Here is a 24,396-nt window from a genome sequence, read left to right as displayed (position 1 = left end):
TCTCATATGTAGCAGACTGGTCGGACACAGGACGCCCCGCGGTACGGCATCCGTGGCGGAGCTCGAGGAGATGGCGCATCGATGGTCCACGACGAAAGTGACCGACCGGCAGTCCCGAGTGTCGCCGCCGGTATCGATATCGAGCGGGTCACCTCCTGGTTCGCCGAACACATCCCAGTGGCCGTGCCACCCCTGCGGTTCGAGCTGATCACCGGCGGCCGGTCCAATCTCACCTACCGTGTCCACGACGAGTCCGGCGCTCGCTGGGTGCTGCGCCGGCCGCCCACCGGACACGTGCTCGCCTCCGCGCACGATGTCGTCCGTGAGTTCCGGATCCTCGACCTGCTCGCCGGCAGCCCGGTTCCCGTCCCCCCGGTCCTGGGTTGCTGCACCGACCACGCCGTGACCGGCGCCGATTTCTACGTCATGGAGAACGTGGACGGAATCGTTCCCGACGACCCCGCGACCGCCGCCGCGATCCCCCAGGAGATACGCGACGCCGCCTCCCGCAATATCGTCGATACGCTCGCCGCCGTCCACGGCGTCGACACCACCACCGGGCCACTTGCCGAGCAGCGGCGACCCGGTAGCTATCTGGAACGCCAGCTGCGCCGCTGGCACCGTCAGCTCACCGCCGGTGGCGTCGGACCCGGGCCCCTCCGGGAGGTCCATGACCTCCTCGCCCGGCGGATGCCGGACGAGCGCTGGACCGGGATCACCCACGGCGACTTCCGCCCGGGCAACCTGCTGATCGGGCCCGACGGAACCGTCCGGGCAGTTCTGGACTGGGAGCTGTGGTCCGTCGGCGATGTCCTGGCCGATATCGGCTGGCTCACCGCCGCCTGGACCTCGGCCGAACCGTTCGGCTGGGCTCCCGACCCCGCCGAGGGCTACCTCGATATCGACACGGTGCTCGCACGCTACGCCGATGCCACCGGCCGGGCACTCGACGACCTGCCCTACTACCAGGCATTCGCGCTGTGGCGGCTGGCAGCCATCGCGGAGGGCGTGGCGGCGCGTTTCCGCGCCGGAGTGATGGGTGAACAGGACATCGACGTGACGGAGATGTCGGAGCGACCCGCCCGGCTCGCCGAATCCGCCCGCGCGGTACTCATCGGCTGAACATACACATCCAACAAGTTTCACCTGCGTGCTCCCGCCCCGGCGGATGAACCCGTAGGGCGGCGTCCGGCATGTTCCGGTTCAGAATCCGGCGTGGAGTCGCGCCCACTCGATATCCCATTGATCCAGTTGACGTAATCGGATGCGGCGGGCGGCTATCGCTGCCGGAACGCTGTAGAGCAGGATCTGACCACTCCAGGTGAATACGGCGATGAGGGTGGCGTCGAACAGGACCGACGATTCACTCGGAGGTGCCGTGGTGTGCGCGCCGGCGCGGTCCACCCAGATCTCGACGACCTCACCTCGGCGGTAGCCTGCCGGGGCGTAGACGGCGCCGGTGTGGTGTGTACCCGCGGCGGTCCAGGCGGCCGCGGTGGTGGGGCAGAGGTCGTATTCGCTGGGGAAGGGTGCGGATTCTCGAAGAGTTGCGGGCACGCGGTACCGCCCGGCTGCCTGTTCGGCGGCGGACTCGCTCAGTGCTCCGTGCGCGTGGATCCCGACCGCGGTGGCTATCGGGACGGCCCAGCCGGTAACGAGCAGCGCGCCACATACGAGCCAACCGATGAGGCGATCTCCGGGACGCGACAACGGACTTTCGCGCCATGGGCGCAGGCGCCACAGCCGCGTCGCGGCGGTGGGATATCTGCTCGGTTGAGGGACCATTCGTTCTATCCGGATGGGTGCAGGGTCGGTGCTGTTCCCTTCGACTATCCCAGGATCTGCTCCGGTTACCTGTACTGAAAGCCTGTGATACGCATCATGTATCGCCGATGCGGTCGCTGGAACCAGCAGGCGCGGACAAGGAGAATCCTCCGATGCTCAGTGGAGGACGTCCGCGATCTTGCGGGCGGTGACCTTCGCGAGGTCGACGAAGAATGGAACCCGTTCGTCGATCATCAGCTCGACAGGTCCGCGCAGCCCGAGGGCGAACCGGACCTGTCCCGGTTCATCACCGATTGGTACGCCGATGGTCCGGAATCCGCGCACGAGCTCTTCGTCGTTGAACGCGTAACCACGTTCGCGCGTATGGGCGAGTTCCTTTCCGAGCTCCACCGGCCCGGAAATCGAACGTGCGGTGCCACTGTCGTACGGCAACCAGGTCAACTCTTCCTCGCTGGTCTGCGCCCAGGCCAGAAGCGCTTTACCGAGTGCGCTCGCATGCAGGGGGAGTCGGAGTCCCTGTAGCTCGTGCCCATCCGCTTCGCGCCAACTGCTGGTTCCCAGCAGCACGGCATCGTTACCGTGCCGCGTCGCGATGGAAGCTTTCGCGCCGGTGATCGTCGCCAGCTCTTCGAGGCGTGGTTCAGCGAGGTGGATGCGGTGCTGCCGATAGGCGAGCTGACCGTATTCGGCCAGCGTGGTCCCTAACCGGTACCGGCTGGGCGAGTCCACCTTGTCCAGGAAGCCTGCCTCGACGAGTGCGGAGAGCAGGCGATGAGTAGTGCTCACCGGCAGGTCCAGCTGCCGGGCGATCGCGGAGACACCGAGGTTTTCGCCGTTGCGGAAGCAGGCGAGGACGGACAGAGCGCGCGTGACGGACTGGAGTCGGCCATTGGCTGAGGAAGTGGGCTCCACGTGCTGACGCTAACACGGGACGCGGCCAGCTCGGTCATAGAATTTTCCGGATTGTGGAAAGTGTGGATTCATTCGGATGTGACCACGCGACTTCCAGCTATGACCTCTATCTGGGAAATGTCGCCAATTCCGCTTCCAGAGGCGAACAAACATGCCCTCAGCTCTCCCGTCAAGCTTTCCGGTCATAGGAAAAGTAAGGGTGGGCGCCTCTACGGATGCCGCCTAGCTTCCTTAAGCACCCCGCCATCTCTGGACTAGGAGCCAACACGATGCGTCCCCACCGCCGCCTATCTCGAGTGCGCGCTGCTCTCGCAATCCTCCCCGTCGTTGCGTTGGTTGCCGCCGCGTGCGGCTCCGGTGGAGATAGTGCGGACGGATCCGTAGCGGGCGGCGAACCCACCTTCGTTCTCAAGGTCACCGACGAAGGCAACTCCGGTCCGCTCGCGGTGGCCAAGCGAGACGGTACTTTCGACGAAGCGCTCGCCCCGTTGGGCGCGAAGGTCGAGTGGGTCAACGCTCCGCCTTCGTTCAGCGCGAACCTCAAGTTGTTCAACGCCGGCGAGCTCGATGTCTCCGGTGGTGCCTACAGCCCGGTCGTCGGAGCGCTCTCGAAGGATGTCGGTGTTCGAATTATCGCGGTCGCCGATCCGGTGGATCAGGATCAGGCCGGCATCATCGCCTCACCGGACTCGGGTATCAGAGAGGTCGAGGACCTCGTCGGCAAGCGAATCGCCGTCAATCCGGCGGGGAAGGGAGAGTACATCACGCTGAAGGCGCTGGAGCAGGCAGGGATTCCATTCGACCAGGTCGAGCGGGTGCCGCTACAGATATCGGACGCCGCCTCCGCCTTCTCCACCGGGCAGGTCGACGCGTGGGCGTCGTTCAATGATCCGTACGCGGAAGCCAAGGCCCGCGGGGCCATCGAGATCGCGACCGAGGCCACCGTCGGCTCCACGGACAATACGATCGTCGCGTTCCGCACCGAGGTGCTCGACGCGCGGCCCGACGTCGCCGCGAAGTACCTCGAGACGCTGCAGCAACTGGTCGAGCGTCAGCGGGCCGATCCCGCGGATTTCGAGAACGTGTTCGAGAAGGCCGGGCCGAGAGCGCTGTCCGGTGAACGGCTCGAGCGTGCGATCGACCTCGGGCGCCGGGCGACGGTGCCGCACTACCCGACTGCCGAGGACACAGCCGACCTGCAAGGAGTTGCGGATCTTTTCTACCAGAACGGTGTGATCACCCGGGCCGTCACCGCGGCGGACGTCTTCTACCCGCTCGAGGAGAAACTCGCCGCCGCCGGGAACCGGCCCGCACCGACCACGGGGAAATGAGATGGCGATCGTGACGCCACCGCGCGCGAAAGGTGCACCCGATCAGAGCATCGGGGAACCCGACCTGGAGGTGCCGCGATACCGGGCCGGCCGTCGCCGGCCCCGGTGGGCGTCGATCCCGCTGCGCTTTCTCGTGCCCGCCCTGCTCGTTGCGGTGTGGTGGATCGGCTCGGCAGCCGGTGTGATTCCCGAGGAGATCCTCGCCGGGCCCCCGAAGGTGTGGACGGCTTTCTCGGAGTTGTACCAGACCGGACAGCTCGTCGACTTCTCGATCGCCTCGTTCAATCGCGCCGCTCTCGGAGTGTTGTTCGGGGTCGTGACGGGGCTGATCCTCGGTGCCGTCTCCGGGTTGTCCAGCCTCGGTGAGGAGCTCGTGGACTCCACGATGCAGATCAACCGAGCAGTTCCGTTCCTCGCGTTGGTTCCCCTCTTCATCGCCTGGTTCGGTATCGACGAGACGTTCAAGGTGCTGTTGATCGCGTTTGCCACTGTCGGGCCCATGTACGCCTACACCTACCTCGGCGTCCGCAACGTAGATCGCAAGATGGTCGAAGCGGCGCGGAGCTTCGGATCGACAGGCCCGCGACTGGTGTTCGAGGTGATCCTCCCCTCGGCACTTCCCGGGGTGCTGATGGCGCTGCGGATATGCCTTTCCATCGCGATCACCGGCCTGATCGCGGCGGAGCAGGTGGGAACCAGGGAAGGGATCGGATATCTGGTGACCCTCGCACAGGAGTACAACCGCACCGACTACATGGTGCTCTGCGTAGTGCTGTACGCGTTGCTGGGCTTGATCTTCGACGGTGTGGTCCGGATCATCGAACGGTTCGCGATGCCGTGGCGCGGGCAAGTGGCTGCCCGATGAGCCCTGAAGCACCTTTACCTCCGTTATCCACCCGCACCCAGAGCCCCGCGTCGGCAACCGCCCGCCGAGCGGGCGAACCGATTGCGGTGTCGATCACCGGTCTGCACAAGAAGTTCGGTGACAACACCGTTCTCGACGGGATCGACCTGGAGATCCGCCGTGGCGAGTTCGTCGTCCTCCTCGGGCCGTCCGGGACCGGGAAGACCACCCTGCTGCGGCTGCTGACCGGTCTCGAGAAGCCGGACGGCGGAAAGATTCTCGTACCGTCCCGCCGGACAACCGTCTACCAGGAGCCGCGACTGATCCCGTCGAAGCGGGTGCTCGGCAACGTCACCATCGGACAACGCCGCACCGCCGAGACGAAGGAGCGCGCGACCCGCGCGCTGGCCGAGGTCAACCTCGAAGGTAAGGCGCGCCAGTGGCCGGCGACTCTGTCGGGTGGCGAGGCACAGCGGGTGGCGCTGGCCCGGGCACTGGTTCGCGAACCCGAACTGCTGCTGCTCGACGAGCCGTTCGCGGCTCTCGACGCGCTGACCCGACTACAGATGCAGGATCTGGTCGGTGACCTCGTCGCGCGGCACCGGCCGGCGGTCCTACTGGTGACCCACGACGTCGACGAGGCGGTCCGGCTGGCCGACCGGGTACTGATCCTCAACGAGGGCCGGTTCGCCGTCGATACCGATATCGACCTTGCCCGCCCCCGGGACCGCACCGATCCGGAGTCGCTGCGCTACCGCGCGGATTTCTTGGCCGAGCTGGGTGTCGGCCGCACACCTTCCCCCACGACCACCTGAAGGAGCACGCGATGACCGCTGCAACCCACACTGTCCTCGACACTCTCTGGTACACGCGTTGCCCCGTGCCCACCGCGAGCGGCTTGGCCCACAGTCTCGGCTGGCTGAGCGAGACCGCCGCCGAGGCGGGGATCGGTCTGGGAGTGTTGCAGGATGCCGGTCCCGAACTGGCGCCGCGGCACTTCGACCATCGGCTACTGGGCCTGATCCGCGAGGGCGGCAATGTGCCCGCACTCGCGGCACGGGCCGAGGGCTCACCCACCCGACTGATCGGCCTGACCTGGATCGACGAAGCGCAAGCGATCCTGGTGGCACCCGATTCGCCCGCTTCCGGACCGAGTGATCTGGCCGGGCTGCGGATCGCGGTCCCCGCGTGGGCGCAGGACCGGGCACGCAGCTTTCCCCGGGCGATGGCTCTGCACGGGTTCGCGAACGCGCTCGTACTCGGTGGGCTCACCTTCGTGGATGTCCGGCCCGTCGAGGTCGCGGTCGAGCGCAATCCGCAGGTGCGGGGCGAGGACGCTGCCGGCCGGAGAGTCACCACCTGGGGTGTGGAGGCGCTGCTTGCCGGTGACGTCGATGCGATCTACGTCAAGGGCGCTCGCGCTCAGGAGGTAGCTCGCGAGCACGGCCTGCGTATCGCAGTGGACCTGGATGCCACCGAGTCGAAGCGCTCACGCGTCAACAATGGAACCCCGCGCCCGATCACAGTGCACGCAGACCTGCTGGAGTCGCGCCCCGATTTGGTCGTCGGGTTCCTCACACAGACGCTGCGGGCCGCGAACTGGGCAGCAGACAACCTCGACGAGGTCCGCACCGTACTGGCTCGGGAGACCTTCTCCGGCGCGGCGGGAGTCGAGGCCGCGTACGGCGACACATTCCACCGTGGCCTGCACCCGACGCTGTCCGACGAGCGGATCGAACTGCTCGACGTTCAGAAACAGTTCCTCTACACCCACGGCTTCCTCGCCACCGACTTCGATCTCGCATCGTGGGTCGCCCCGGAGCCGCTGCAGCAGGCGAGCGCGCGGCTCGCCGCCGAGCGAGAGGTGTCGTCGTGACCGAGTTCCGCTGGGAGCTGCCGACTCGCGGGGACGGGCGCCATGTCGACTCCGTCTCCGCACACCGCGGCGGATTCGAGTTCCTCGATCAGGTCGTCCTCGCCGCCGAACTGTCCGGACTCGACGGTGTCCTCGCCCCGTACGATCCGGAGGGGGAGGAGTCGTGGGTGGTCGCCGGCTCGGCCCTGCGGCAGACTCGACACCTGCGGGTCGGCGTCGAATTCCATCCCGCCTTCGGGACACCTGTGTACGCAGCCAAGGTGTCGGCAACCCTGCAACGACTCTCGAACGGCCGGCTCGACTGGCGGTTGCGCGTCGAAACCGGTGCCGCCGACGCCGCGGCTCGCGGTGACCGGGTCACCGGCGCCGATCGCTACCGGCGGGCAGCCGAATTCCTCACCGTCGCACGTGGCGTGTGGAATGAGGAACAGGTGCTGCCCGGACGGTTCGGCGGTACCGGTTTCGAGTTCGCCGGCGAATACTACGACGTCATCGACGGCGGATTCCGTGGCATCCTGTCGGGTCTGCCATTTCCCATCGTGCACCTGTCCGGCAATTCGCTCGAGGTGATAGAACTGTCGGCCGAGCATGGCGACGTACACGTGTTCGACGAGACCATCGACGGTGTCGATGATGCGGTGGCGTCCTTGCGGGATGCGGCGAGCAGGTCCGGGCGCAACGTGCGCGCGGGACTTGCCTTGCCGGTCATCGCCCGTGAGACCGAGGACGAGGCGTGGGCGCGCGTACTGCGCCAGTGGCGCGAGGTCCATCCGGAGGCAGACGATGCCGAGATCCGGGCGCTCGCACTCGACGGCTCCCGCTGGTCGGGCTTCGACCGCATCGGCTACAACCGTTCGATCGGCCTGGTCGGTAGTTATGAACAGGTGGCGCAGGCGCTTTCGGACTACCGTTCGCGCGGCATCGAGTTGTTCGAACTGACCGGGCACCCGCATATCGAGGAATTGCACCGAGCAGGAGAACACCTGCTGCACCTCGCCGACCCTGCCGGCCGCACCCTCGTAGGACAGGAGAACCAGGCGTGAGCACGGACTTCTATTGGCGCATCGGTATGGAGGGAGACCATGCGTCGTTGCGCACCCCACGGCGCTACAACCGTGGGCACGCCGGTGGCCACCGGCCGGGCAATATCGCGCCCGCGATCCGCGGCGGCAGGTTGGACGGATACAGCTACATCGACCATATGGCCGCGGTGGTGAAGGCGTCGGAGTCCGCAGGATTCGTCGGTGGGCTGTTGCCCTCCTTCCCGATCACCGAGGACCCGTGGGCCACCACGTCCGCGCTCGCCCGGGAAAGCGATACCTACCGCTTCATGGTGGCGTTCCAACCCGGCTTCCTGCACCCGCTACAGGCCGCCCGGATGTCCGCGAGTCTGCAACGTGCCACTGGGGGACGCCTGGTCTACAACATCATCAGTGGCGGCGGTGGAGCGCCGCAGTTGTGGTGGGGCGACAAGGTGCAGCACGACGACCGCTATGCGCGAACCTCGGAGTTCCTCGACGTTCTGCGCGGAGTGTGGGAGGGCACACCCTTCGACTACGACGGGCGATTCTTCGAGACCGCGGGCGCGGCGCTGCCGCCGCTGCTGGCGGGCCAGCCTTTCCCCGAGGTGTACTTCTCCGGGTCGTCCGGTGCTGCGGTGGACGCCGCGGGCAGACACTCCGACTACTACTTGTCGTGGCTCGAACCGTTCGACGACCTACGGGTGAAGTTCGACGGCGTCCGTGCACATTCCGCGAAGTCGGGCCGCGCACCGAAGTTCGCGGTCCGGATCGACATTGTCGCCAGGCATACCGAAGAGGCCGCGTGGGCAGAGATCGAGAAGGGCTGGGCATCCGTAGACCGCGCGGCAGCCGACCGGGCCGCCCAGGGCGACTCCGTCGGCGCGGCCCGTATCAAAGGCTGGGTGCCGCAGCACATCACCGGTTTCCGCGACCTCGAAGTCCAACCCAACGTGTGGTGCGGATTCAGCCTCATCCGCGGCGGGCCGGCGTTCGGGCTCGTGGGCAGCTACGAGCAGATCGCCGAACGCCTCGACCAATTGACCGACCTCGGCGTGGACGCGTTCATCCTCGCCGGAAATCCCCACCTCGAAGAGGCTTACCGCGTGGGCGAAGAAGTGCTGCCGCTCCTACAGCGCACCACTCCCACCCGGGTCCGCACCCTTTCCACCCGTTAGGAGAGCAATCATGACCAGCACCGAAACCCGCGTCACCCCCACGATCGAGGCTTTCGTCGACGACGCTCGCCGCGCAGCCGATACTGCGTTCCGCGTGTTCCGCGAGACCGGCACCGTTTCTGCCAACGGCACCGTGAACTTCGTCGAGCGGGTCCCCGGGGAAGAACTGGCCCTCGCTCTCAACGAGCCGGGCCCGTGGGCGCAGGACCGGAACGCGAAGCCGATCCTCGCGACATTCGACGGAGAGGTACTGGCCGGCGACGGTCCGGCCGGATTCGTCACCGGTTACGCCGAGGTGTTCCGCAAGCATCCCGAGATCACCTCGATCGTGCACGTACATACGCCGTGGCTGGGCGGGTGGGCACAGACCCACCGCACACTGCGCATCACGTACGCGGCCTCGCAGCGCCTGACCCTCTCACGTGACATCCCCGCACATATCGACCGCAGCCGGGCACCCGGCGATTTCATCCTCGACCGCCTCGTCGACGACCCGGATCTCGTCGCGATCTTCGAGGCCAACGGCGGCGTCAACGTGATCGGCCGGTCGGGCCTGCTCGACCTCGCCAAATTCGTGGTCCTGCTCGAAGAAGGCGCCCAGTACCAGGCACTCGGTGAACTCGTCGGCGGCTCTGTCGACTTCGACCCGACGAACCTCGTGGCGCAGTGGGGTCGCAGTGGATTGCTCGACGAGGCCCGCCGCCGCGGTCTCGTCTGACATATAGCCGAAAAGGAGCTCTCCCATGACTATTCGTATCGGCTACTTCCCGAACAACAACTCCTTGTTCGTGCTGCGCCACAACGGCCTGCTCGAACGCCACCTTCCCGACGTCGAATGGGTGGATCTGCGCGAGCTACCGGCCCCGCCTCGGGCCGATCCCCGCACGGGGCTGCCGACGCTGCACTCGGACTGGTTGTTCGAGGAAGGTGGATACGATTTCATCGGCACCGGGTTCACCCCGCCGATCACCGGCCTGGGGCAGGAACGCGACCTGGTGTATGTCGGGATCTCCGGCCCTCGTATCGAGAACGGGCGGTTGGTGAGCCTCGCCAACTCCGGTATCCGTACCGTCGCTGATCTGCGCGGCAAGCGGGTCGGGATCGCGCACGGTTCATGGCAGACCACGCTGGCCCTGCTCGCTCTCGACCGTGAGGGGCAGCGCTGGTCCGATATCGTCCCGGTCGATATCGACGTGAACAAGGGTGGTGCCGCCCTGCTGCGTGGCGATATCGATGCCTGGGTCGGCGCCTACCCTGCGTTGGCGGAGGTCGAGGCCACCGCGCAGGTACACACGCTCGTCGACACCGACGGTCTCTTCAGCCACCCGTCGCTGTGGTTCGTCCGGCGCGAGTTCGCCGAGAATCACCGCCGGGAACTCGAAGCGATCATCACCGCCCTGCAGGAATCGGACGCGTGGATCGTCGCCGACCCGCGCGCAGCAGCGCGTTTCTTCGTCGACGACGCGCGGCGGCGCGGCGGCACCGCGGATCTCGATCGCTGGGAAGCCGCGTTGCGTGGACGACCTTTCGGGGTCAACCCGGTCACCGATGAATTTCTCGACGAACAGCAGCGTTCCGCGGACCTGTTGCACGCCAACGGTCTGCTGCCCCGAACGGTCGACGTCCGCGCCGCGGTTCTGCCGTGGATCGGCGAAGTCGTCGAGGCACATCGGTCGGTCACATCGGGCTGAGACTCGCCCAGTTTCCACCCGGAGCAGGCCGTAGGCGGAGCAGATGGGGGGCTGGTGGGGTCGAGGGCAAGAGCGGCTGTCCACCGCGAGGCATCGAGCGATGCCGGGATCCGCCGACGGCTCCTGGTCCGAACCTCGGCCAAGTCCGAACAATGCCCGAGCAGCGAAAGGGGAACGCCGGCGCTCCTTACCGACCGGCCGGGCCGCTCCCTGAAACAGGTGGAAAAACCTGTACTGTATGTGGTCGGCGGACAGCCCGGTGCCGGAAAATCGACACTGGTAAACAGTATTCGCGATCGACCGTCCGATATGGGTGGCGCGGCATTGATTCAGGCCGACGAGCTGGAAAAATTCTATCCAGAATATTCACGCCTTTATCAGGAAAACGATTTCACGGCACACGACTATCTGTATCCGACGCCAGAGGATCGCAATCGTTTTCGGCGTCATCCCTCGATCTCTGACAGTTCCTGTCGTTCGACTTCTCGCCCGTGGCGGCGCTACCGAGGTTGCGTGTGGATATCGGCGTCAGGAGGCATGAACTGCTGCATGGTGTGGACGGCGCCCCCTGGTGTTGCCGGCGGAATCGGGAGAGAAGTACACGATCGGTCTCCGCAGTTCGGTTCTGTCGCTGGAGTATCCGCTGGATCCACTCGGCGTGGGCAACAGCGAGTCAGTAGGGTCCGTCCTGTGGCCCTGCTTGTGCACCTGACACCGGAGAAGAACGCTCGGCGGATCCGTCGCGCGGGCATCGCTGCGGGCGGACCCCGACGCGGAGTGTTCTGTATGCCGGTGACGCCGTCTTATATGCTCTCGCATCAGTGGCTGCGGGAGCTTCGGCGCGGCGGGCAGCGGCTGATCGTCGCGGTGGATTTCCGAATCCCGGACGACGAACCGGTTCTCGTCGGACACTACCGCGCCCCCGAGACAGAAATGCCGGTAGCCGAGGCTGTTTCGGTCATCCTTCACGCGGAGGACGCGCGCGGGTACGAGATCGTGGTACCTCGCTCGATCGCACCCGCCGAACTGCATCGGATTCGGCATGTGCGGCAGGTGACGGGTTGGCGGTATCGCCCCGATGCGCACGGTCAGCGGCCCTGCGCGTGTCCGGCTTGTCTGGGACGTGGTGAGTTCAAGGCCGCCGACCTACGTCGCCGGTTCACCACAGACCCTTCGGAGCCCACGAAACCTCAACTGCTGGCGCAACTGCGCGAAGCGGACAATGACGACGATCTGATCGACGCACTGTACGGCTTGGGCAGTAAGAGCCGCGGCGATGTCACCGATATCGCCCACCTTGTCGACCATCCCAACCCGGACGTTCGATACGCGCTCGCCTCGGCGCTGCACAGATACCGCGGGGGCGAGGCTCGTCGACTCCTGGAACGCCTTTTCACCGACCCCGATCTCGAAGTGCGTGACGCGGCGCGGACGTGACCATCGCCATCAACAGCTCTGACCGCCGAATCCGGCCGGGCGCGAGGTATTGCCGCAATGGGGAGCAGGGTGACGATTCGTTCACCCATCCCGACGACCTCGCCGGAATCCGCAGTACCCGGCTGCCGGACCTGGAGTCGCCGGCCGGTGCGAGCGCCGAGAAGCCGGCGGATATGGCACTGGAACAGCACCCCGGTCAGCGAGAACGCGGTCGAGGAGGTCCGCAGGCTCAAGGCCGGAGGCGATGGCGTCATGGAGGTCGGTGGCGCGAGCCTCGCGGCCTCGCTGATGCCATCCGGGCTCATCGACGAGTACCAGCTGTTCCTCTCGCCCGTGGTGCTCGGCGGCGGCACACCGTTGTTCCCATCACTGGACAAGCGCATCCAGCTCCGATTGGCCGAGACGAGGCACTTCGACAGCGTGGTGATGCTGCGCTACCTCGCCGACTGAGGTCCGGTCGACCGGAGTGGCCCGCGCTCGAGCGCGGGCCGTCACCGCGGCGATGCGATCGTCGACGTCGAGCGTGGTGAACGCGTGCACCGGGTGCGTCTCGACGGTCGCGTCGGACCTCTGCTGTCGGCGAGATCGGTTCGGCGGGCGTCGGCGGCATCCAGTTCGCCGTGTCCTGGCACCTTCGGCCCGAGCGCGCGGGTTCGTCGATTCCCGGAGGGTGTCGCCGGGGGAACCTGGGTGGGTCTCGGCTGAATTCCATCGGTGAGGCGCGGGTTCGGTAGTCGGCCGGAGCCCGGGCTCAGGGGCGGTCGACGTCGGGGAGGATGGTCTCGGGCTTGAAGATCACCTTGTAGTGGTAACGGCTGACGTTGGCGTCTTCGAGCTGTTCCACGAAGTAGCTCACGTTGTCCGAGAGTCCGAGGAAGTGCTTCTTGTATTCGTCATCACCGGTCTTACAAGTAACCTCGAGCTGGCTGTTCTCGTCCTTGATCGAGCATTTGCCCTCGATGGACAGCAGATACTTGTCGGTGATTCCGTTGAAGAACACCACGCGGCGGTTGATCTTGAACTGGTCGGATTCTTTGGACAGGTTCTTGGACACCACGTCGGCGTCACTCGAGCACCCGGTCAGTGCGATGACGCCCGCGGACAGAGCCGCAGCAGCGGCGATGAGCTTCTTCGTCATTCCCTGCCTCTACCTCGGCGGTGGTGAACCCCCGCAACGATGGTCACCTCACGATCGAGAGGCTCGGACAACGACTCGAGCGTGAACTGGAGTGGCAGAACCTCTGTGGGTGAGGGTGATCGGTGCTGATTCTACCTTCGGTGTGGCCGGCGCCGTCGGGTGCGAGAATCGCCCGATGGATGACTACACCACCCACAAGCAGCGCGCCGAGGCACTACTCAGTGGCCTCACCACCGGGGAGACGACCAGCGGAGCGGAGCGGCGGAACGTGATCGCTCAGGCGCAGGCACATGCTGCCCTCGCACAGGCGGAAGCCCAGCGGGAGACCGCGGAGGCCCTACGCGCACTCGGGGCGTTGTCGGCAGGAAGCGCAGTCTGAACGAAGCAGAGGCCCGCAACGGGAATCGCGACCCCAGCAGATCCGGCGGGACCGCGGGCCGGCCTCGCGGGACGAGTGTGCTCACTCCGGTTCTCATATACCCGTCGGACAGGCCGTCGATATTCGTTCGGCGGTGGGGATCAGGTTGTCGGCCAGGCGACTTCGTCGATCGAGAGCCATGGTGCCCTCGCGACGACAGTGGGGGTCATATCGGTAATCGCCTTCGTTCTACGGTGAAGATGGGATTGGTCGGCATAGCCGGCCTCGACGGCGGCTTCCGCAGGTGAGCGCCCTGCCGCTAGGAGATGGGCGGCATGGTCGAAGCGGACGAGTTCGGCCGCATGCTTGGGCGAGACCCCGATATAGGTCCGGAAGCGCGACCAGAGTCGCTGGCGGGTCCAGCCGGTCTCCGTGGCAAGGGTCTCGATGCGGAGCCGGCCTCTGGTGCGGACGGTCTGATCCCAGGCGTACGTGATCTCGGGTGCTACACCGAATCCGCGAGGTACCCGGCTTCGAAGGAAAGCGGCCGCGATTGCGAACCGGTCGTCCCACGACGGCGTCGAACGGAGTCGCTCGGTCAAGATGGCAGTGCGGCTGCCCCACAGTTCCGGCAACGGTGTCACGGTGCCGCCGATGATGTCGGTGTCTCGGAGAATCGCTGCGGCGATGACGGGGGACACACGGATCTGCAGGACGTCGCCGGCCCCGGCGCTGGTGATGCGTAAGGCGCCGGCGCGGAGGCCGACGACCGCGTTCCCCGTGACCGGGTGCCCGTGAACGTCGTAGACGACTCCGTGCTCGCTGAGATCGAACAGGAGCGTGATCAAGGGATGCGGGATCATCGTGATGTCGACGGGGGCAACGTCGTGGTAACGGAAACCCGCCATCCGGACTCCCGGATCCGGTAGTCGGACCGGGACGGCGACATCGACCCGACTCCAGTCCAATCGGCCGGTTGCGGTCATACATTCCAGGCTAGCCGGAGTGGGCTGACGTGACATTCGTCCAATACGGCGCGACGAGCCCGCGACGAAGCTGAAGGTATGAGCGAATCGAGTCCCACCCGGACAGGCGATGACATGACAGTCCGCGGAGTGCACGTCGTCATCGACGGAAACCCGGCGGCACCGCCCTTGCTACTCATCCACGGCTCGGGCGCGACCGGTTCGATGTGGGCACCGGTGGTGCCGTCGCTCGCCACGAAGTACCGGGTGATCACGATCGACCTTCCGGGATGCGGCCGGTCCGAGCCGGCGTCGACGTACGCCGTTCCGCAGCAGGCGGATCGGACGGCGGCGGTGTTGGACGAGCTCGGCGCCCGAAATCTGAAGGTGGTCGGTCACTCCAGCGGCGGGTACGTCGCTACCGCCCTCGTGGAGCGGCGTCCAGACCTGGTCGGCGAGCTGGTCCTGGTCAGCACGGGGCCGGGTCACGCAGCGCTGCTCCCCGAGCCGGCGATCATCCGGGCCCTCACTTCGCCGCCCTTCGGTCCGCTCGTGTGGGCGATCCGTACCGACTCGATGATCCGCCGCGGACTGGCGGCGACCGCGGCGGCCCCGATCACGGTGCCCGACGGGGCTGCGGCCGACCTGCGAAGGACGTCTTATCGCGCGTTCCGCGCGATTCTCGCCGCCAACGGCGACTATATCGCCGCGCGGACCGTACCCCAGCGCCTCGTCGACGCCGGAAAACCCCTCCTCGTGATCTTCGGGGATTCCGACCCTCGTTGGGACCCGGCATCGGCGCGCCAGTACGAGGCGGTGCCCGGTGCCGAGCTGGAGTACCTTCGCGGAGTCGGGCATCTCGCGATGCTCGAGGACGCCGACGCCCTCGCCCGCTCGATTCTCGACAGCGCACTCTAGGTCGTCACGAACGTCCTGGTAAGCGCTTGTTGTCGCGGGTGCGGCGGGCGCCGTTGCGGATGACGTCGTTCAGCGTCGGTGCAGGTGCTCGTGGTAGCCGTCCAGCGTGCTCGAACGCTGCAGGTTGCCAGGTACCGTTGGGCGGTGAACCCAGCTGATGCACGATGCCTCGAAGACGGCGATCTCGAGACCCGCGAGGAAAATCTGCGGCTCCTGCTCGTGCGAGCTGCGCACGGCGACACCTCCGCCAAGGAAGCACTGTGCACGCTCGTCCGCGACTATCCCGACTATCACCGGTCGCTCTACAGCCGGGCGTTGAACCGGGCGGCGGTCTTCGGCGACGACACTCTGAAGGCACCGCTACTCGCGTCACTGGCCGACACTCGGTACAACTGCCAGGCATGGGCCGCGATGGGCTGCGCGGCACTCGGCTTCCGCGACGCGGTTCCCGGCTTGGTCGCGATGCTGGACCACCCACAGGAGATGGCTCGAGAGCAAGCAGTGATCGCTCTGGGCACACTCGGCGACGAATCGATCGTCCCGGCGCTCACGCCCGCGCTGCAGGACTCGATCGGCGGAATGCGCGAACGTGCCGCCGAGGCCCTCGGCAGGATCGGCGGCGATGCCGCCCTGGCTGCACTATGGGACGAATTCGAGAACCGCCGGTACTACCGGATCGGCTATATCGCCAGCGCGCTGGCCAAATTTGCCCCGGACGTCATCTCGAGGTTGTGTGAGGCAGCCGATAGCGACGACCCGGACCAGCGATACTGGGCGGCTGTCGCGCTCGGTTCGACCGGCGACGATCGTGCCGTGCCCACACTGGAACGGCTGATGGCCCACGACCGGGGCTCGACCGTTTTCGACGGCATGGTGAGCGTCGCCGCGAAGAAGGGCCTGCGCACGCTGCGACGAATCCAAGCCGCAATCGCAGCCCGCGAATCCTGAAAGTGCTTCTGTCGCAGGCCGGTACGGTCTATCCCCAGACACGCCGTGTCGCGGGCATATCGGCGTTCCCGGGTGTGCAGCGGTCCGCGCTGCGGCCGCGCTTCCTCCGGTGGTGGCTGCGGGCGGCGACCGAGCGCCCCGAGTCGCCGCGCCGCGCCGATGGCCTGCCAGGCCGCCCCGAGACCGAGGCGGGCGTCGTTCGGCGCGGTCGACTGGAGTGCTCGAAGGATCTCGAAGATGTCGCCGTCGAGATCCACTGTGCCGGAGACGAACGCACGTGCCAAGCCGAGTTCGCCAGGTGCCCAGACCAGGTGGCGCAGCGCATCCTCGGACCGCACGCGCATCGTGCCGGGGCTTTCACCATGGGGTCGGATCGTGCTGCCGTCCCAGAATTCGAGCCCCACCGCAGGGCGCGGGCCCAAGGTGGCGCGCAGCAGCGGTTCGAACGCGGCGGCGATCGTAGCCTTGTCACCCATCCGACCACTATGGCCCGCGTCGCACTGCTGGTGTGGCAACGACGCGGGCCATAGTGCCGCGGGAGAAGGATACGGCGACCACAGGTGAAAGCGCAGTTCGCCCATCATGGGAGCTGGTCGGCCGATTCCCGGTCCAGGACCGTTTATTCTGGGCTGCCGTGTCCGGGTTCAGTCCACGAGGGACGGAAGGACCAGATCGCGGTAGCGCTGCTTCATCGTCTCGATTACTTCCCGGCCGTCGCCGGCCCAGATCGCGGCATTGAAAATCTCGACCTCGACGTCGCCGCGGTAACCGGCGGCGCGAACCCACTGACCGATAGTCGCGAAGTCGATGACGCCGTCGCCCATCATGCCCCGCGACAGCAGCGGATCGGCGGTCATCGGGTTCAGCCAGTCGCACACCTGATACGAGCTGATCCGTCCGGATGCACCGGCCTGTGCGATCTGTTCCTCCAGGGCGGGATCCCACCAGATATGGAAGGTGTCGACCACGACACCCACGGTCTCCGCCGGATACGGCTGCGCCATCGACAAGGCCTGTGCCAGTGTGGAAATCACCGCACGGTCGGCACAGAACATCGGGTGCAGCGGCTCCAGGGCGAGGCGGACACCGCGCTCGGCCGCATAGGGGACCAGCAGTGCGAGCCGCTCGTGCACCCGCTCCCGCGCGGCGACGAGGCCTTGGTCCGGCATTCCGCCCACCACCATCACGAGTTCCGGCGTGGCCAGTGTCGCCGCGTCGTCGATGGCACGGCGGTTGTCGTCGAGTGCCGCCTGCCCGTCGCCCGGTTCGGTCAGGAAGCCGCCGCGGCACAGACTGGAGACACGCAACCCCGCATCGGCGACGATCTTCGCCGCGGTGGCGACACCGATCTCGTCGACCCGATCGCGCCACAGGCCGATCGCGCCGAGCCCCGCACGGGCAGCACCGTCCACCGCCTCGGCGAGGGTCCACATCTTCGTCGTTGCCGTGTTCAGCGACAGCGACCGGTAGGGATCGGCCAGGTCGAATGGTATTCGCTGTGCCGCAGCCGATGTCATGAGACCGATCCGTTCAGTTCGAGGTAGATCCGCATGCGGTGCGCGGCCAGTTCCGGGTCCGACAACAGTCCCGCCTTGTCCGCGAGCCGGAACAATTCGGCCAGATGAGGAACCGATCGGCCCGTGGACAGCCCTGCCACCATCGAGAAGCCCGGTTGCTTATCGTTGAGCCACGACAAGAACGCGATACCTGTCTTGTAGTAATACGTCGGCGCGGCGAAGATATGACGACCGAGTTCCTGTGTGGCGCTCAGGATCGCCGACGCACCCACCACATTTCCGCTGTCGAGTTCCTGTAGTGCGGTGGACGCGGCCGGGTAGATCGCCGCGAATATACCCAGCAGTGCATCCGAATGCCCGTGCTCGTCACCGATTATCAGCTCGGGATAGTTGAAATCGTCTCCCGTATACAGCCGTACCCCGTCGGGCAGCGCGCGTCGCAGTGCGACCTCGTGTGCTGCGTCGAGCAGTGAGACCTTGACTCCGTCGATCTTCGATCTGTTGTTCTCGATGAGCGAGCGGAAGGTCTCGGTGGCGGTATCGATATCAGCGTTGCCCCAATATCCGTGCAGCGCGGGATCGAACATGGTGCCGAGCCAGTGCAGGATCACCGGTCGATCCACGCTTGCCAGCAGTTTCTCGTAGACGTACAGGTAGTCGGCGGCCGAACGGGCGACCTGTACGAGTGCCCGGGAGGCCATCAGAATCACCTGCGCTCCGGCGTCGGACACCACGTCGATCTGTTCGCGATAGGCATCGACGATCCTGGCGAGTCCGGCCGATCCGGAGGGGAGTCCGGCGAGGTCGAGCTGATCGGTTCCGGCTCCGCAGGCGAGCCTGCCGCCGACCGATGCCGCCTCGGCGCCGGATCGCTGGATCAATTCCACTGTCGCTTGCCAGTCGAGGCCCATTCCGCGCTGTGCGGTGTCCATGGCATCGGCGACACCGAGCCCGTAGGACCACAATCCGTGCCGGTAGGCCAGGGTCGCGTCCCAGTCGACAGCTGCGGGCGCACCCGGTGTGTTGTCCGCCGTCGCACGCGGAATCACGTGCGCGGCTGCGAAAGCCACGCGCGAGGTGATCGGTCGGGTCGGCCGCTTCCACGCGCCCGGCGCACCGAGAACATACCGCTCGGACCGGCCGTCGATGGGCAGGACGACCGACACACCCGTGGACGTCGCGGTCACAGCGTGACCTCCGGGATCTCGATCCGACGGCCCTCGGCGGAGCTGCGCAGGCCCAGTTCGGCCAGCTGAACACCGCGTGCGGCGGAGAGCAGCCCGTAGCGGTGCGGCCGTTCGTTCACCACATCGGTCAGGAACTCCTCCCACTGCAACTTGAATCCGTTGTCCAGATCCGCGTTCGCGGGCACTTCCAACCATTGATCACGGAACGGCTCGGTGACCGGGAGATCCGGATTCCAGACCGGCTTGGGCGTATGCGAGCGATGCTGCGCGACGCATGTGCGCAAGCCGGCGACGGCAGAGCCGTGCGTTCCGTCGATCTGGAACTCGACGAGCTCATCGCGGTACACGCGCACGGCCCACGACGAGTTGATCTGTGCGATAACGCCGCCCTCCATCTCGAAGATCCCATACGCGGCATCGTCGGCGGTGGCCGGATACGGCTTGCCCTGTTCGTCCCATCGTGTGGGGATGTGGGTGGTCGCCTTCGCGGTTACCGCCTCGACCTTGCCGAGCAGGCCCTCGAGCACGTAATTCCAGTGACAGAACATGTCGACGACGATGCCGCCGCCGTCTTCGGCCCGGTAGTTCCAGCTGGGGCGCTGGGCGGGTTGGCCGTCGCCCTCGAAGACCCAATAGCCGAATTCGCCGCGCAGCGAGAGGATCCGGCCGAAGAAGCCTTCGTCGACGAGCCTGCGCAACTTCACCAGGCCGGGCAGGTAGAGCTTGTCGTGCACGACTCCCGCGGTGACGCCGGCGTTCGCGGCTACCCTGGCGAGCTCGACGGCCTCGGCCAGCGTTTCGGCGGTCGGCTTCTCGGTGAAGATATGTTTACCCGCCTTCATCGCCGCCGCGAGCGCCTCGGCGCGACGTGAGGTGACCTGCGCGTCGAAGTAGATATCGATGGACGGATCGGCGAGGACGGCGGCGGCGTCGGTGCTCCACTCGGCGATGCCGTGTTGTTCGGCGAGTTCGGCGAGTTTGGCGCCATTGCGGCCGACCAGGATCGGCTCGACCGGAACGCGGGTGCCGTCCGGGAGCAGCACCCCACCGGCGTCGCGGATCGGCAGGATCGATCGCATCAGATGCTGGCGGTAGCCCATGCGACCGGTGACGCCGTTCATGGCGATGCGGAGCGTGCGCGGAGGAGTGGAATCGGGCATTGGTATGTGCCTCTTCTGATTTGCGTGGCCGACGACCGCAGAACGGGTCGTGGACGGTGCGGAGGGACCCGCACACGGCGAGTGGACAAGTCAGCGTCGGAATGCGCTTTCCAAGCTATGCTAGTCGCGAAGTCCGGTCAACCCCCACGCCTACCGAGAGAACGAGGCACGAAGCCATGGCGGCTGTGAGATTGCAAGACGTCGCGACCCGGGCGGGCGTCTCCCTGGCGACCGCGTCCCGCGTGCTCAACGGCTCGTCACGGGTTCCCGGCGAAGGCGTCGCCGACCGGGTTCGTGCCGCGGCCGCTGAATTGGGATATGTGGCAAATGCCCAGGCCCAGGCACTCGCGCGGTCGTCGACCGGGCTCATCGGACTCGTCGTGCACGATATCGCCGATCCCTACTTCTCCTCGATCGTGCAGGGTGTCCAGGCGGCGGCGCGCAGGGCGGGCAAGCTCGTCCTGCTGGCGAGTACGCGACGCGATTTCGATATCGAACGCGAATCCGTGAGTACCTTCATCTCGCACCGCGCCGATGCGATCATCCTGGCGGGTTCGCGCCAGAGCGGGGATCTCGACCGCGATCTCGAGAAGGAATGCGCGCTGTATCTGGACAACGGCGGCAAGGTGGTCGTGATAGGGCAGCCGCTGTCCTTCGGTGCCGCCGTGGAGCCCGAAAACTATTCGGCATCAGCGGAATTGGCGTCCGCGCTGCTCGGGCAGGGGCACCGGGACTTCGCCGTCATCGGCGGACCGGGCAATATCAGGACCGCTGTCGACCGGCGCAACGGCTTTGTCGAAGCTCTCGCGACGCAGGGCGTGACACCGCTGGTGGAGATCGCGGGGGACTTCTCTCGTGACGGTGGTTTCAGTGCCGCTCGTCGCCTTTCCGCCGCGCTGGATCTGCATTCCGGAGAGGCCGGCGATGTCACGCCCTGCGTTTTCGCCGTGAGCGACGTGATGGCCATCGGAGCGATCGCGGCGTGGCGTGAGCTCGGCCTCGCGGTCCCCGGCGATGTCTGCGTCGCCGGGTTCGACGATATTCCGACGCTGCGTGACCATGTGCCCGGTCTTTCGACCGTAGCGCTGTCGCTGGTCGATATCGGCGAGCGCGCCGTTGCGCTCGCGCTCGACGACTCCGCCACGGCCTCGCGGATCCACGAATTCGTGCCCGGACGGGTGATTCTGCGCGAGAGCAGCGTTCTGCGATAGGGCTGACCTGCGACAATCCGAAACCCTTGACACTGTGGGTCCGGTCACACTAGCCTCGATCCCAGCTTCGGAAAGCGCATTCCCAGCGGGTGCAGTGCGAACCCCGCTCCACTACTAGCTTTAGGACTCCAGATGGCGGTAGTCACGTCCGTCGAGGTCAGTTCCTCCGCACCGAAAGCGACGCAACCCGTTCGCACTCGGCCCCGGAAGCTTCCATCTCTCTCGAATATGTGGTCGACCATGTGGCGGCCGCTCGCCCTGGTGGCGGTGCTCGTCGCCGCATGGTGGGCCGTCACCGAGTTCGAGCTCGTCGAGCCCTACATTCTGCCGTCGCCGGCGGATACCTGGCGCACCGCCGCCGACAACTCGACGTATCTGCTCCAGAACACTTGGGTGACGACCTACGAAACAGTGGTCGGCTTCGTGATCGCCGCGCTGATCGGCGAAGCCGTCGCACTGGTGATGATCTACTCACGCGGTATCGAGCGGACGATGTACCCGCTCATCCTCTTCGCGCAGGTCATCCCCAAGATCGCCATCGCACCGCTGTTCATCGTGTGGCTGGGGTTCGGCACCAGCCCCAAGATCCTCGTCGCCGTACTGATGGCGTTCTTCCCGATCGTCATCGCCGGTATGGCCGGGCTGCGCTCGGTGGATCCCGAGATCCTCGAGCTCACCTCCACCATGGGCGCTAGCAATTGGAAAACGTTCGTGAAGGTGCGTTTTCCGGCCTCATTGCCACAGCTGATGTCCGGCCTCAAGATCGCCGCCACCCTCGCGGTCACCGGCGCCGTCGTCGGCGAATTCGTCGGCGCGAACGAGGGGCTCGGCTACGTGATTCTGCAAGCCAACGGAAATATCGACACCGCGATGCTGTTCGCCGCCCTGATCATCATGTCCATGCTGGGCATCATCCTGTTCGCGATCATCGAAATCGCCGAGCAGTTCCTCATTCCATGGCACGCCTCCCGTCGATCCACGGCCTCGGTCGTCGGCGCGGCATGAGCATGTCGAACAATCGCATTCGCGCCACAGCTGGAGAACTCGCATGAAATTCGGAATTCGCACACTCACGACGATCGGCGCCGCCGCCTTGGCGTCGGCCCTGGTATTGACCGGTTGCGGGGGCGGTGGCAGCGACGCGAAGGATCCCGGCACCGACGGGAAGACCACCGCGGTGTCGCTGATGCTCAACTGGTACCCGTACGGCGAGCACGCCCCGTTCTATTACGGGGTGCAAGAGGGAATATTCGCCAAGCACGGCATCGATCTGAAGATCTCGGCCGGACAGGGCTCGACAAAAACCGCGCAGGCCACCGGTTCGCAGCAGACCGATTTCGGCTGGGCCGATGCTCCGGCCGTCCTCAGCAATATCGATAAGGGCGTCAAGATCAAGAGCGTCGGCGTCTTCCTCCAGACCACGCCATCCGCCGTGCAGGTATTCGCCGATTCGAATATCCGGACACCGGCCGATCTGGCGGGTAAGACCATTGCGGTCTCCGCGGGTGACGCTCCGACCACGACTTTCCCGGTCTATCTCGACAAGGCGGGCGTTCCCGCGGATCAGGTCACCCAGCAGAGCCTCGACTCGGCGGGCAAAATGTCGGCGATGCTGTCCGGTCGCGTCGACGGGCTTATCGGATTCGCACACGACCAGGGCCCCACCATCGCGAACAAAAGCGGCAAAGAGGTCCGCTACCTGCGGTATTCGGATCAGGGCTTGAGCTTCTTCAGTAACGGACTGATCGCGAATCAGGCCACCATCCAATCCTCGCCCGAGCTGGTACAGGCCATGGTGGATGCGACGAGCGAGGCCTTCGCCGCCGCGGTCGCGAAGCCGGAGGCGGCGGTCGCCGCGATGGAAGGTAAGGATCCGCAACTGCCGCCGCAGCAGGTACTGCTGCAGCAGTGGCAGCAGACCATCCCGCTACTCAGCACACCGGAGACCGCGGGTAAGGCGCCGGGAACCAATTCGGAAGCCGATTGGCGCGCCACCGTCGATGTCCTCAGCAGTGCGAAGCTCCTCGACAAGGCCGAGGACCCGGCCAAGTACTGGGACTCGAACTTCACCCCCACCAGCAAGCCGTGACCGGAGCAGGTGACGATATGAGCACATCCACCGACACCATCGTCCGCACCGATACCGCGGTCGCGGTAGACGACCTGACCGTGCGGTTCTCATCGAAGCGCGGCGAGGTCACCGCACTGCACAATGTCGACTTGCAGGTCCGTCGAGGCGAATTCGTGTCGATCGTCGGCCCGTCGGGTTGCGGCAAATCGACGCTACTGAAGGTCGTCGCCGGTCTCACCGATCCGAGCGGGGGCAGCGTCGAACTCGGCGGCGCCCCCGTGCGTGGGCCACGGCGCAATATCGGCTACGTATTCCAGCGTGCCGCACTGCTGGAATGGCGGACCGTACGCAAGAACATCCTGCTCCAAGCCGAGATGCGCGGTATGAACAAACGGGCGGCTGCGGCCGAATGCGCGCGTCTCATCGAGATGACCGGACTCAGCGGATTCGAGAACGCCCTGCCGCACGAACTCTCCGGCGGTATGCAGCAACGGGTTTCGCTGTGCCGGGCGCTGCTGCACGAACCGGAAGTGCTGCTGATGGACGAGCCGTTCGGCGCACTCGACGCGCTCACCAGGGAACGGATGAACGTCGAGCTGCATCGGATCTGGCGGGAAACGGGCACAACGGTACTGCTGGTCACCCATTCGGTGGCCGAGGCCGTATACCTCGCCAACCGGGTGGTCGTGATGAGCCCGAGGCCGGGCAGGATTATCGAATTGCTCGACGTCGACCTGCCCGCGCACCGGAATTACGCCACGACGATGGAGACACCGGAATTCATCACAGTCGCCAACCGGATCCGCGACCTGCTCGGCTCGGTGGCGCAAGCGGACTGATACTCGATCCC

24 protein-coding genes and 2 pseudogenes are annotated in these 24,396 nt (G+C 66.2%); 19 read left to right on the top strand and 7 right to left on the bottom strand.

Features of this window, described 5'->3' with window-relative positions:
- Nucleotides 1–81: 81 nt before the first annotated feature.
- Nucleotides 82–1,122: a phosphotransferase family protein gene (locus IEY68_RS08700; protein WP_062996324.1), complete on the top strand. Its 1,041-nt coding sequence runs from the start codon at nt 82–84 to the stop codon at nt 1,120–1,122.
- An 81-nt stretch (nt 1,123–1,203) separates the two neighbouring features.
- Here the strand turns inward: IEY68_RS08700 and IEY68_RS08695 are convergent, their stop codons facing one another.
- Complete coding sequence (locus IEY68_RS08695) at nt 1,204–1,785, bottom strand: Rv1733c family protein (RefSeq protein ID WP_062996325.1); 582 nt, start codon at nt 1,783–1,785, stop codon at nt 1,204–1,206.
- A gap of 156 nt (nt 1,786–1,941) precedes the next feature.
- Entirely contained in the window at nt 1,942–2,697 is a 756-nt protein-coding gene (locus IEY68_RS08690; protein WP_062996328.1) for an IclR family transcriptional regulator, read from the bottom strand.
- 269 nt (nt 2,698–2,966) lie between these two features.
- On the opposite strand from IEY68_RS08690, the gene IEY68_RS08685 reads away from it, so the two are divergent.
- From IEY68_RS08685 to IEY68_RS08640, 11 genes and pseudogenes are all read left to right on the top strand, one after another.
- Entirely contained in the window at nt 2,967–4,028 is a 1,062-nt protein-coding gene (locus IEY68_RS08685; protein ID WP_062996330.1) for an NrtA/SsuA/CpmA family ABC transporter substrate-binding protein, read from the top strand.
- 1 nt (nt 4,029) lies between these two features.
- Nucleotides 4,030–4,893, top strand: a complete 864-nt coding sequence (locus IEY68_RS08680) for an ABC transporter permease (protein WP_189094144.1) — start codon at nt 4,030–4,032, stop codon at nt 4,891–4,893.
- The gene (locus IEY68_RS08675; protein WP_062996332.1) at nt 4,890–5,687 is read left to right on the top strand and encodes an ABC transporter ATP-binding protein; all 798 of its coding nucleotides are present in this window, start codon (nt 4,890–4,892) and stop codon (nt 5,685–5,687) included. Before IEY68_RS08680 ends, IEY68_RS08675 begins: the two co-directional genes overlap by 4 nt.
- An 11-nt stretch (nt 5,688–5,698) precedes the next feature.
- The gene (locus IEY68_RS08670) at nt 5,699–6,748 is read left to right on the top strand and encodes an ABC transporter substrate-binding protein (protein WP_062996334.1); all 1,050 of its coding nucleotides are present in this window, start codon (nt 5,699–5,701) and stop codon (nt 6,746–6,748) included.
- Nucleotides 6,745–7,791 carry an LLM class flavin-dependent oxidoreductase gene (locus IEY68_RS08665; protein ID WP_062996336.1) on the top strand — a complete coding sequence of 349 codons (1,047 nt, stop codon included), beginning with the start codon at nt 6,745–6,747 and terminating at the stop codon, nt 7,789–7,791. The genes IEY68_RS08670 and IEY68_RS08665 overlap by 4 nt, the downstream gene beginning before the upstream one ends.
- Complete coding sequence (locus tag IEY68_RS08660) at nt 7,788–8,945, top strand: LLM class flavin-dependent oxidoreductase (RefSeq protein ID WP_189094143.1); 1,158 nt, start codon at nt 7,788–7,790, stop codon at nt 8,943–8,945. Before IEY68_RS08665 ends, IEY68_RS08660 begins: the two co-directional genes overlap by 4 nt.
- Before the next feature lie 10 nt (nt 8,946–8,955).
- Nucleotides 8,956–9,663, top strand: coding sequence for a class II aldolase/adducin family protein (locus IEY68_RS08655; protein ID WP_062996764.1), 708 nt, complete (start codon nt 8,956–8,958; stop codon nt 9,661–9,663).
- Between the two features lie 25 nt (nt 9,664–9,688).
- Complete coding sequence (locus tag IEY68_RS08650; protein WP_062996340.1) at nt 9,689–10,636, top strand: ABC transporter substrate-binding protein; 948 nt, start codon at nt 9,689–9,691, stop codon at nt 10,634–10,636.
- A gap of 54 nt (nt 10,637–10,690) precedes the next feature.
- Nucleotides 10,691–11,032, top strand: a pseudogene (locus tag IEY68_RS37050) (zeta toxin family protein); the annotation flags it as partial.
- A gap of 294 nt (nt 11,033–11,326) precedes the next feature.
- On the top strand, nt 11,327–12,073 hold the full coding sequence (locus IEY68_RS36055; RefSeq protein WP_063916198.1) for a HEAT repeat domain-containing protein: 747 nt from the start codon (nt 11,327–11,329) through the stop codon (nt 12,071–12,073).
- 177 nt (nt 12,074–12,250) lie between these two features.
- A pseudogene (locus IEY68_RS08640) lies at nt 12,251–12,523 on the top strand (dihydrofolate reductase family protein); the annotation flags it as partial.
- Between the two features lie 301 nt (nt 12,524–12,824).
- On the opposite strand, the gene IEY68_RS08635 reads toward IEY68_RS08640, so the two are convergent.
- Nucleotides 12,825–13,211 (bottom strand): beta-sandwich lipoprotein, encoded by a 387-nt coding sequence (locus IEY68_RS08635; RefSeq protein ID WP_062996344.1) that lies wholly within the window; start codon nt 13,209–13,211, stop codon nt 12,825–12,827.
- Between the two features lie 175 nt (nt 13,212–13,386).
- Between IEY68_RS08635 and IEY68_RS08630 the strand changes: the two genes are divergently transcribed.
- The gene (locus IEY68_RS08630; RefSeq protein WP_189094140.1) at nt 13,387–13,590 is read left to right on the top strand and encodes a hypothetical protein; all 204 of its coding nucleotides are present in this window, start codon (nt 13,387–13,389) and stop codon (nt 13,588–13,590) included.
- A 140-nt stretch (nt 13,591–13,730) separates the two neighbouring features.
- On the opposite strand, the gene IEY68_RS08625 is transcribed toward IEY68_RS08630, so the two are convergent.
- Nucleotides 13,731–14,555: a helix-turn-helix domain-containing protein gene (locus IEY68_RS08625; RefSeq protein WP_063916199.1), complete on the bottom strand. Its 825-nt coding sequence runs from the start codon at nt 14,553–14,555 to the stop codon at nt 13,731–13,733.
- Nucleotides 14,556–14,633: 78 nt separating this feature from the next.
- On the opposite strand from IEY68_RS08625, the gene IEY68_RS08620 reads away from it, so the two are divergent.
- Together IEY68_RS08620 and IEY68_RS08615 are read left to right on the top strand one after the other, a co-directional pair.
- Nucleotides 14,634–15,452, top strand: a complete 819-nt coding sequence (locus IEY68_RS08620; RefSeq protein ID WP_062996348.1) for an alpha/beta fold hydrolase — start codon at nt 14,634–14,636, stop codon at nt 15,450–15,452.
- Nucleotides 15,453–15,596: 144 nt separating this feature from the next.
- A complete protein-coding gene (locus tag IEY68_RS08615; protein WP_062996350.1) occupies nt 15,597–16,400 on the top strand; it encodes a HEAT repeat domain-containing protein in 804 nt (267 codons plus the stop codon).
- 644 nt (nt 16,401–17,044) lie between these two features.
- Here the strand turns inward: IEY68_RS08615 and IEY68_RS08610 are convergent.
- From IEY68_RS08610 to IEY68_RS08600, 3 genes are read right to left on the bottom strand one after another with little or no spacing between them, the layout of a single operon-like run.
- Nucleotides 17,045–17,917: a sugar phosphate isomerase/epimerase family protein gene (locus IEY68_RS08610; RefSeq protein WP_062996354.1), complete on the bottom strand. Its 873-nt coding sequence runs from the start codon at nt 17,915–17,917 to the stop codon at nt 17,045–17,047.
- Nucleotides 17,914–19,104 (bottom strand): dihydrodipicolinate synthase family protein, encoded by a 1,191-nt coding sequence (locus IEY68_RS08605; protein WP_062996355.1) that lies wholly within the window; start codon nt 19,102–19,104, stop codon nt 17,914–17,916. Before IEY68_RS08605 ends, IEY68_RS08610 begins: the two co-directional genes overlap by 4 nt.
- Entirely contained in the window at nt 19,101–20,264 is a 1,164-nt protein-coding gene (locus IEY68_RS08600; RefSeq protein WP_062996357.1) for a Gfo/Idh/MocA family protein, read from the bottom strand. The genes IEY68_RS08605 and IEY68_RS08600 overlap by 4 nt, the downstream gene beginning before the upstream one ends.
- 176 nt (nt 20,265–20,440) lie before the next feature.
- Between IEY68_RS08600 and IEY68_RS08595 the strand changes: the two genes are divergently transcribed.
- From IEY68_RS08595 to IEY68_RS08580, 4 genes are all read left to right on the top strand, one after another.
- Nucleotides 20,441–21,475: a LacI family DNA-binding transcriptional regulator gene (locus IEY68_RS08595; protein WP_062996359.1), complete on the top strand. Its 1,035-nt coding sequence runs from the start codon at nt 20,441–20,443 to the stop codon at nt 21,473–21,475.
- 228 nt (nt 21,476–21,703) lie between these two features.
- Nucleotides 21,704–22,480, top strand: a complete 777-nt coding sequence (locus tag IEY68_RS08590) for an ABC transporter permease (protein WP_229718671.1) — start codon at nt 21,704–21,706, stop codon at nt 22,478–22,480.
- 43 nt (nt 22,481–22,523) lie between these two features.
- Nucleotides 22,524–23,564, top strand: a complete 1,041-nt coding sequence (locus tag IEY68_RS08585; RefSeq protein WP_062996363.1) for an ABC transporter substrate-binding protein — start codon at nt 22,524–22,526, stop codon at nt 23,562–23,564.
- 17 nt (nt 23,565–23,581) lie between these two features.
- Nucleotides 23,582–24,385: an ABC transporter ATP-binding protein gene (locus IEY68_RS08580; RefSeq protein WP_062996768.1), complete on the top strand. Its 804-nt coding sequence runs from the start codon at nt 23,582–23,584 to the stop codon at nt 24,383–24,385.
- The last annotated feature ends 11 nt before the right edge of the window (nt 24,386–24,396 follow it).

The organism is Nocardia jinanensis, from assembly GCF_014645735.1.
In the GTDB taxonomy this organism is placed as follows: Bacteria; Actinomycetota; Actinomycetes; order Mycobacteriales; family Mycobacteriaceae; genus Nocardia; species Nocardia jinanensis.
The sequence above is the reverse complement of the archived record's forward strand: the minus strand, read 5'-3'. Positions and strand labels throughout refer to the sequence as shown.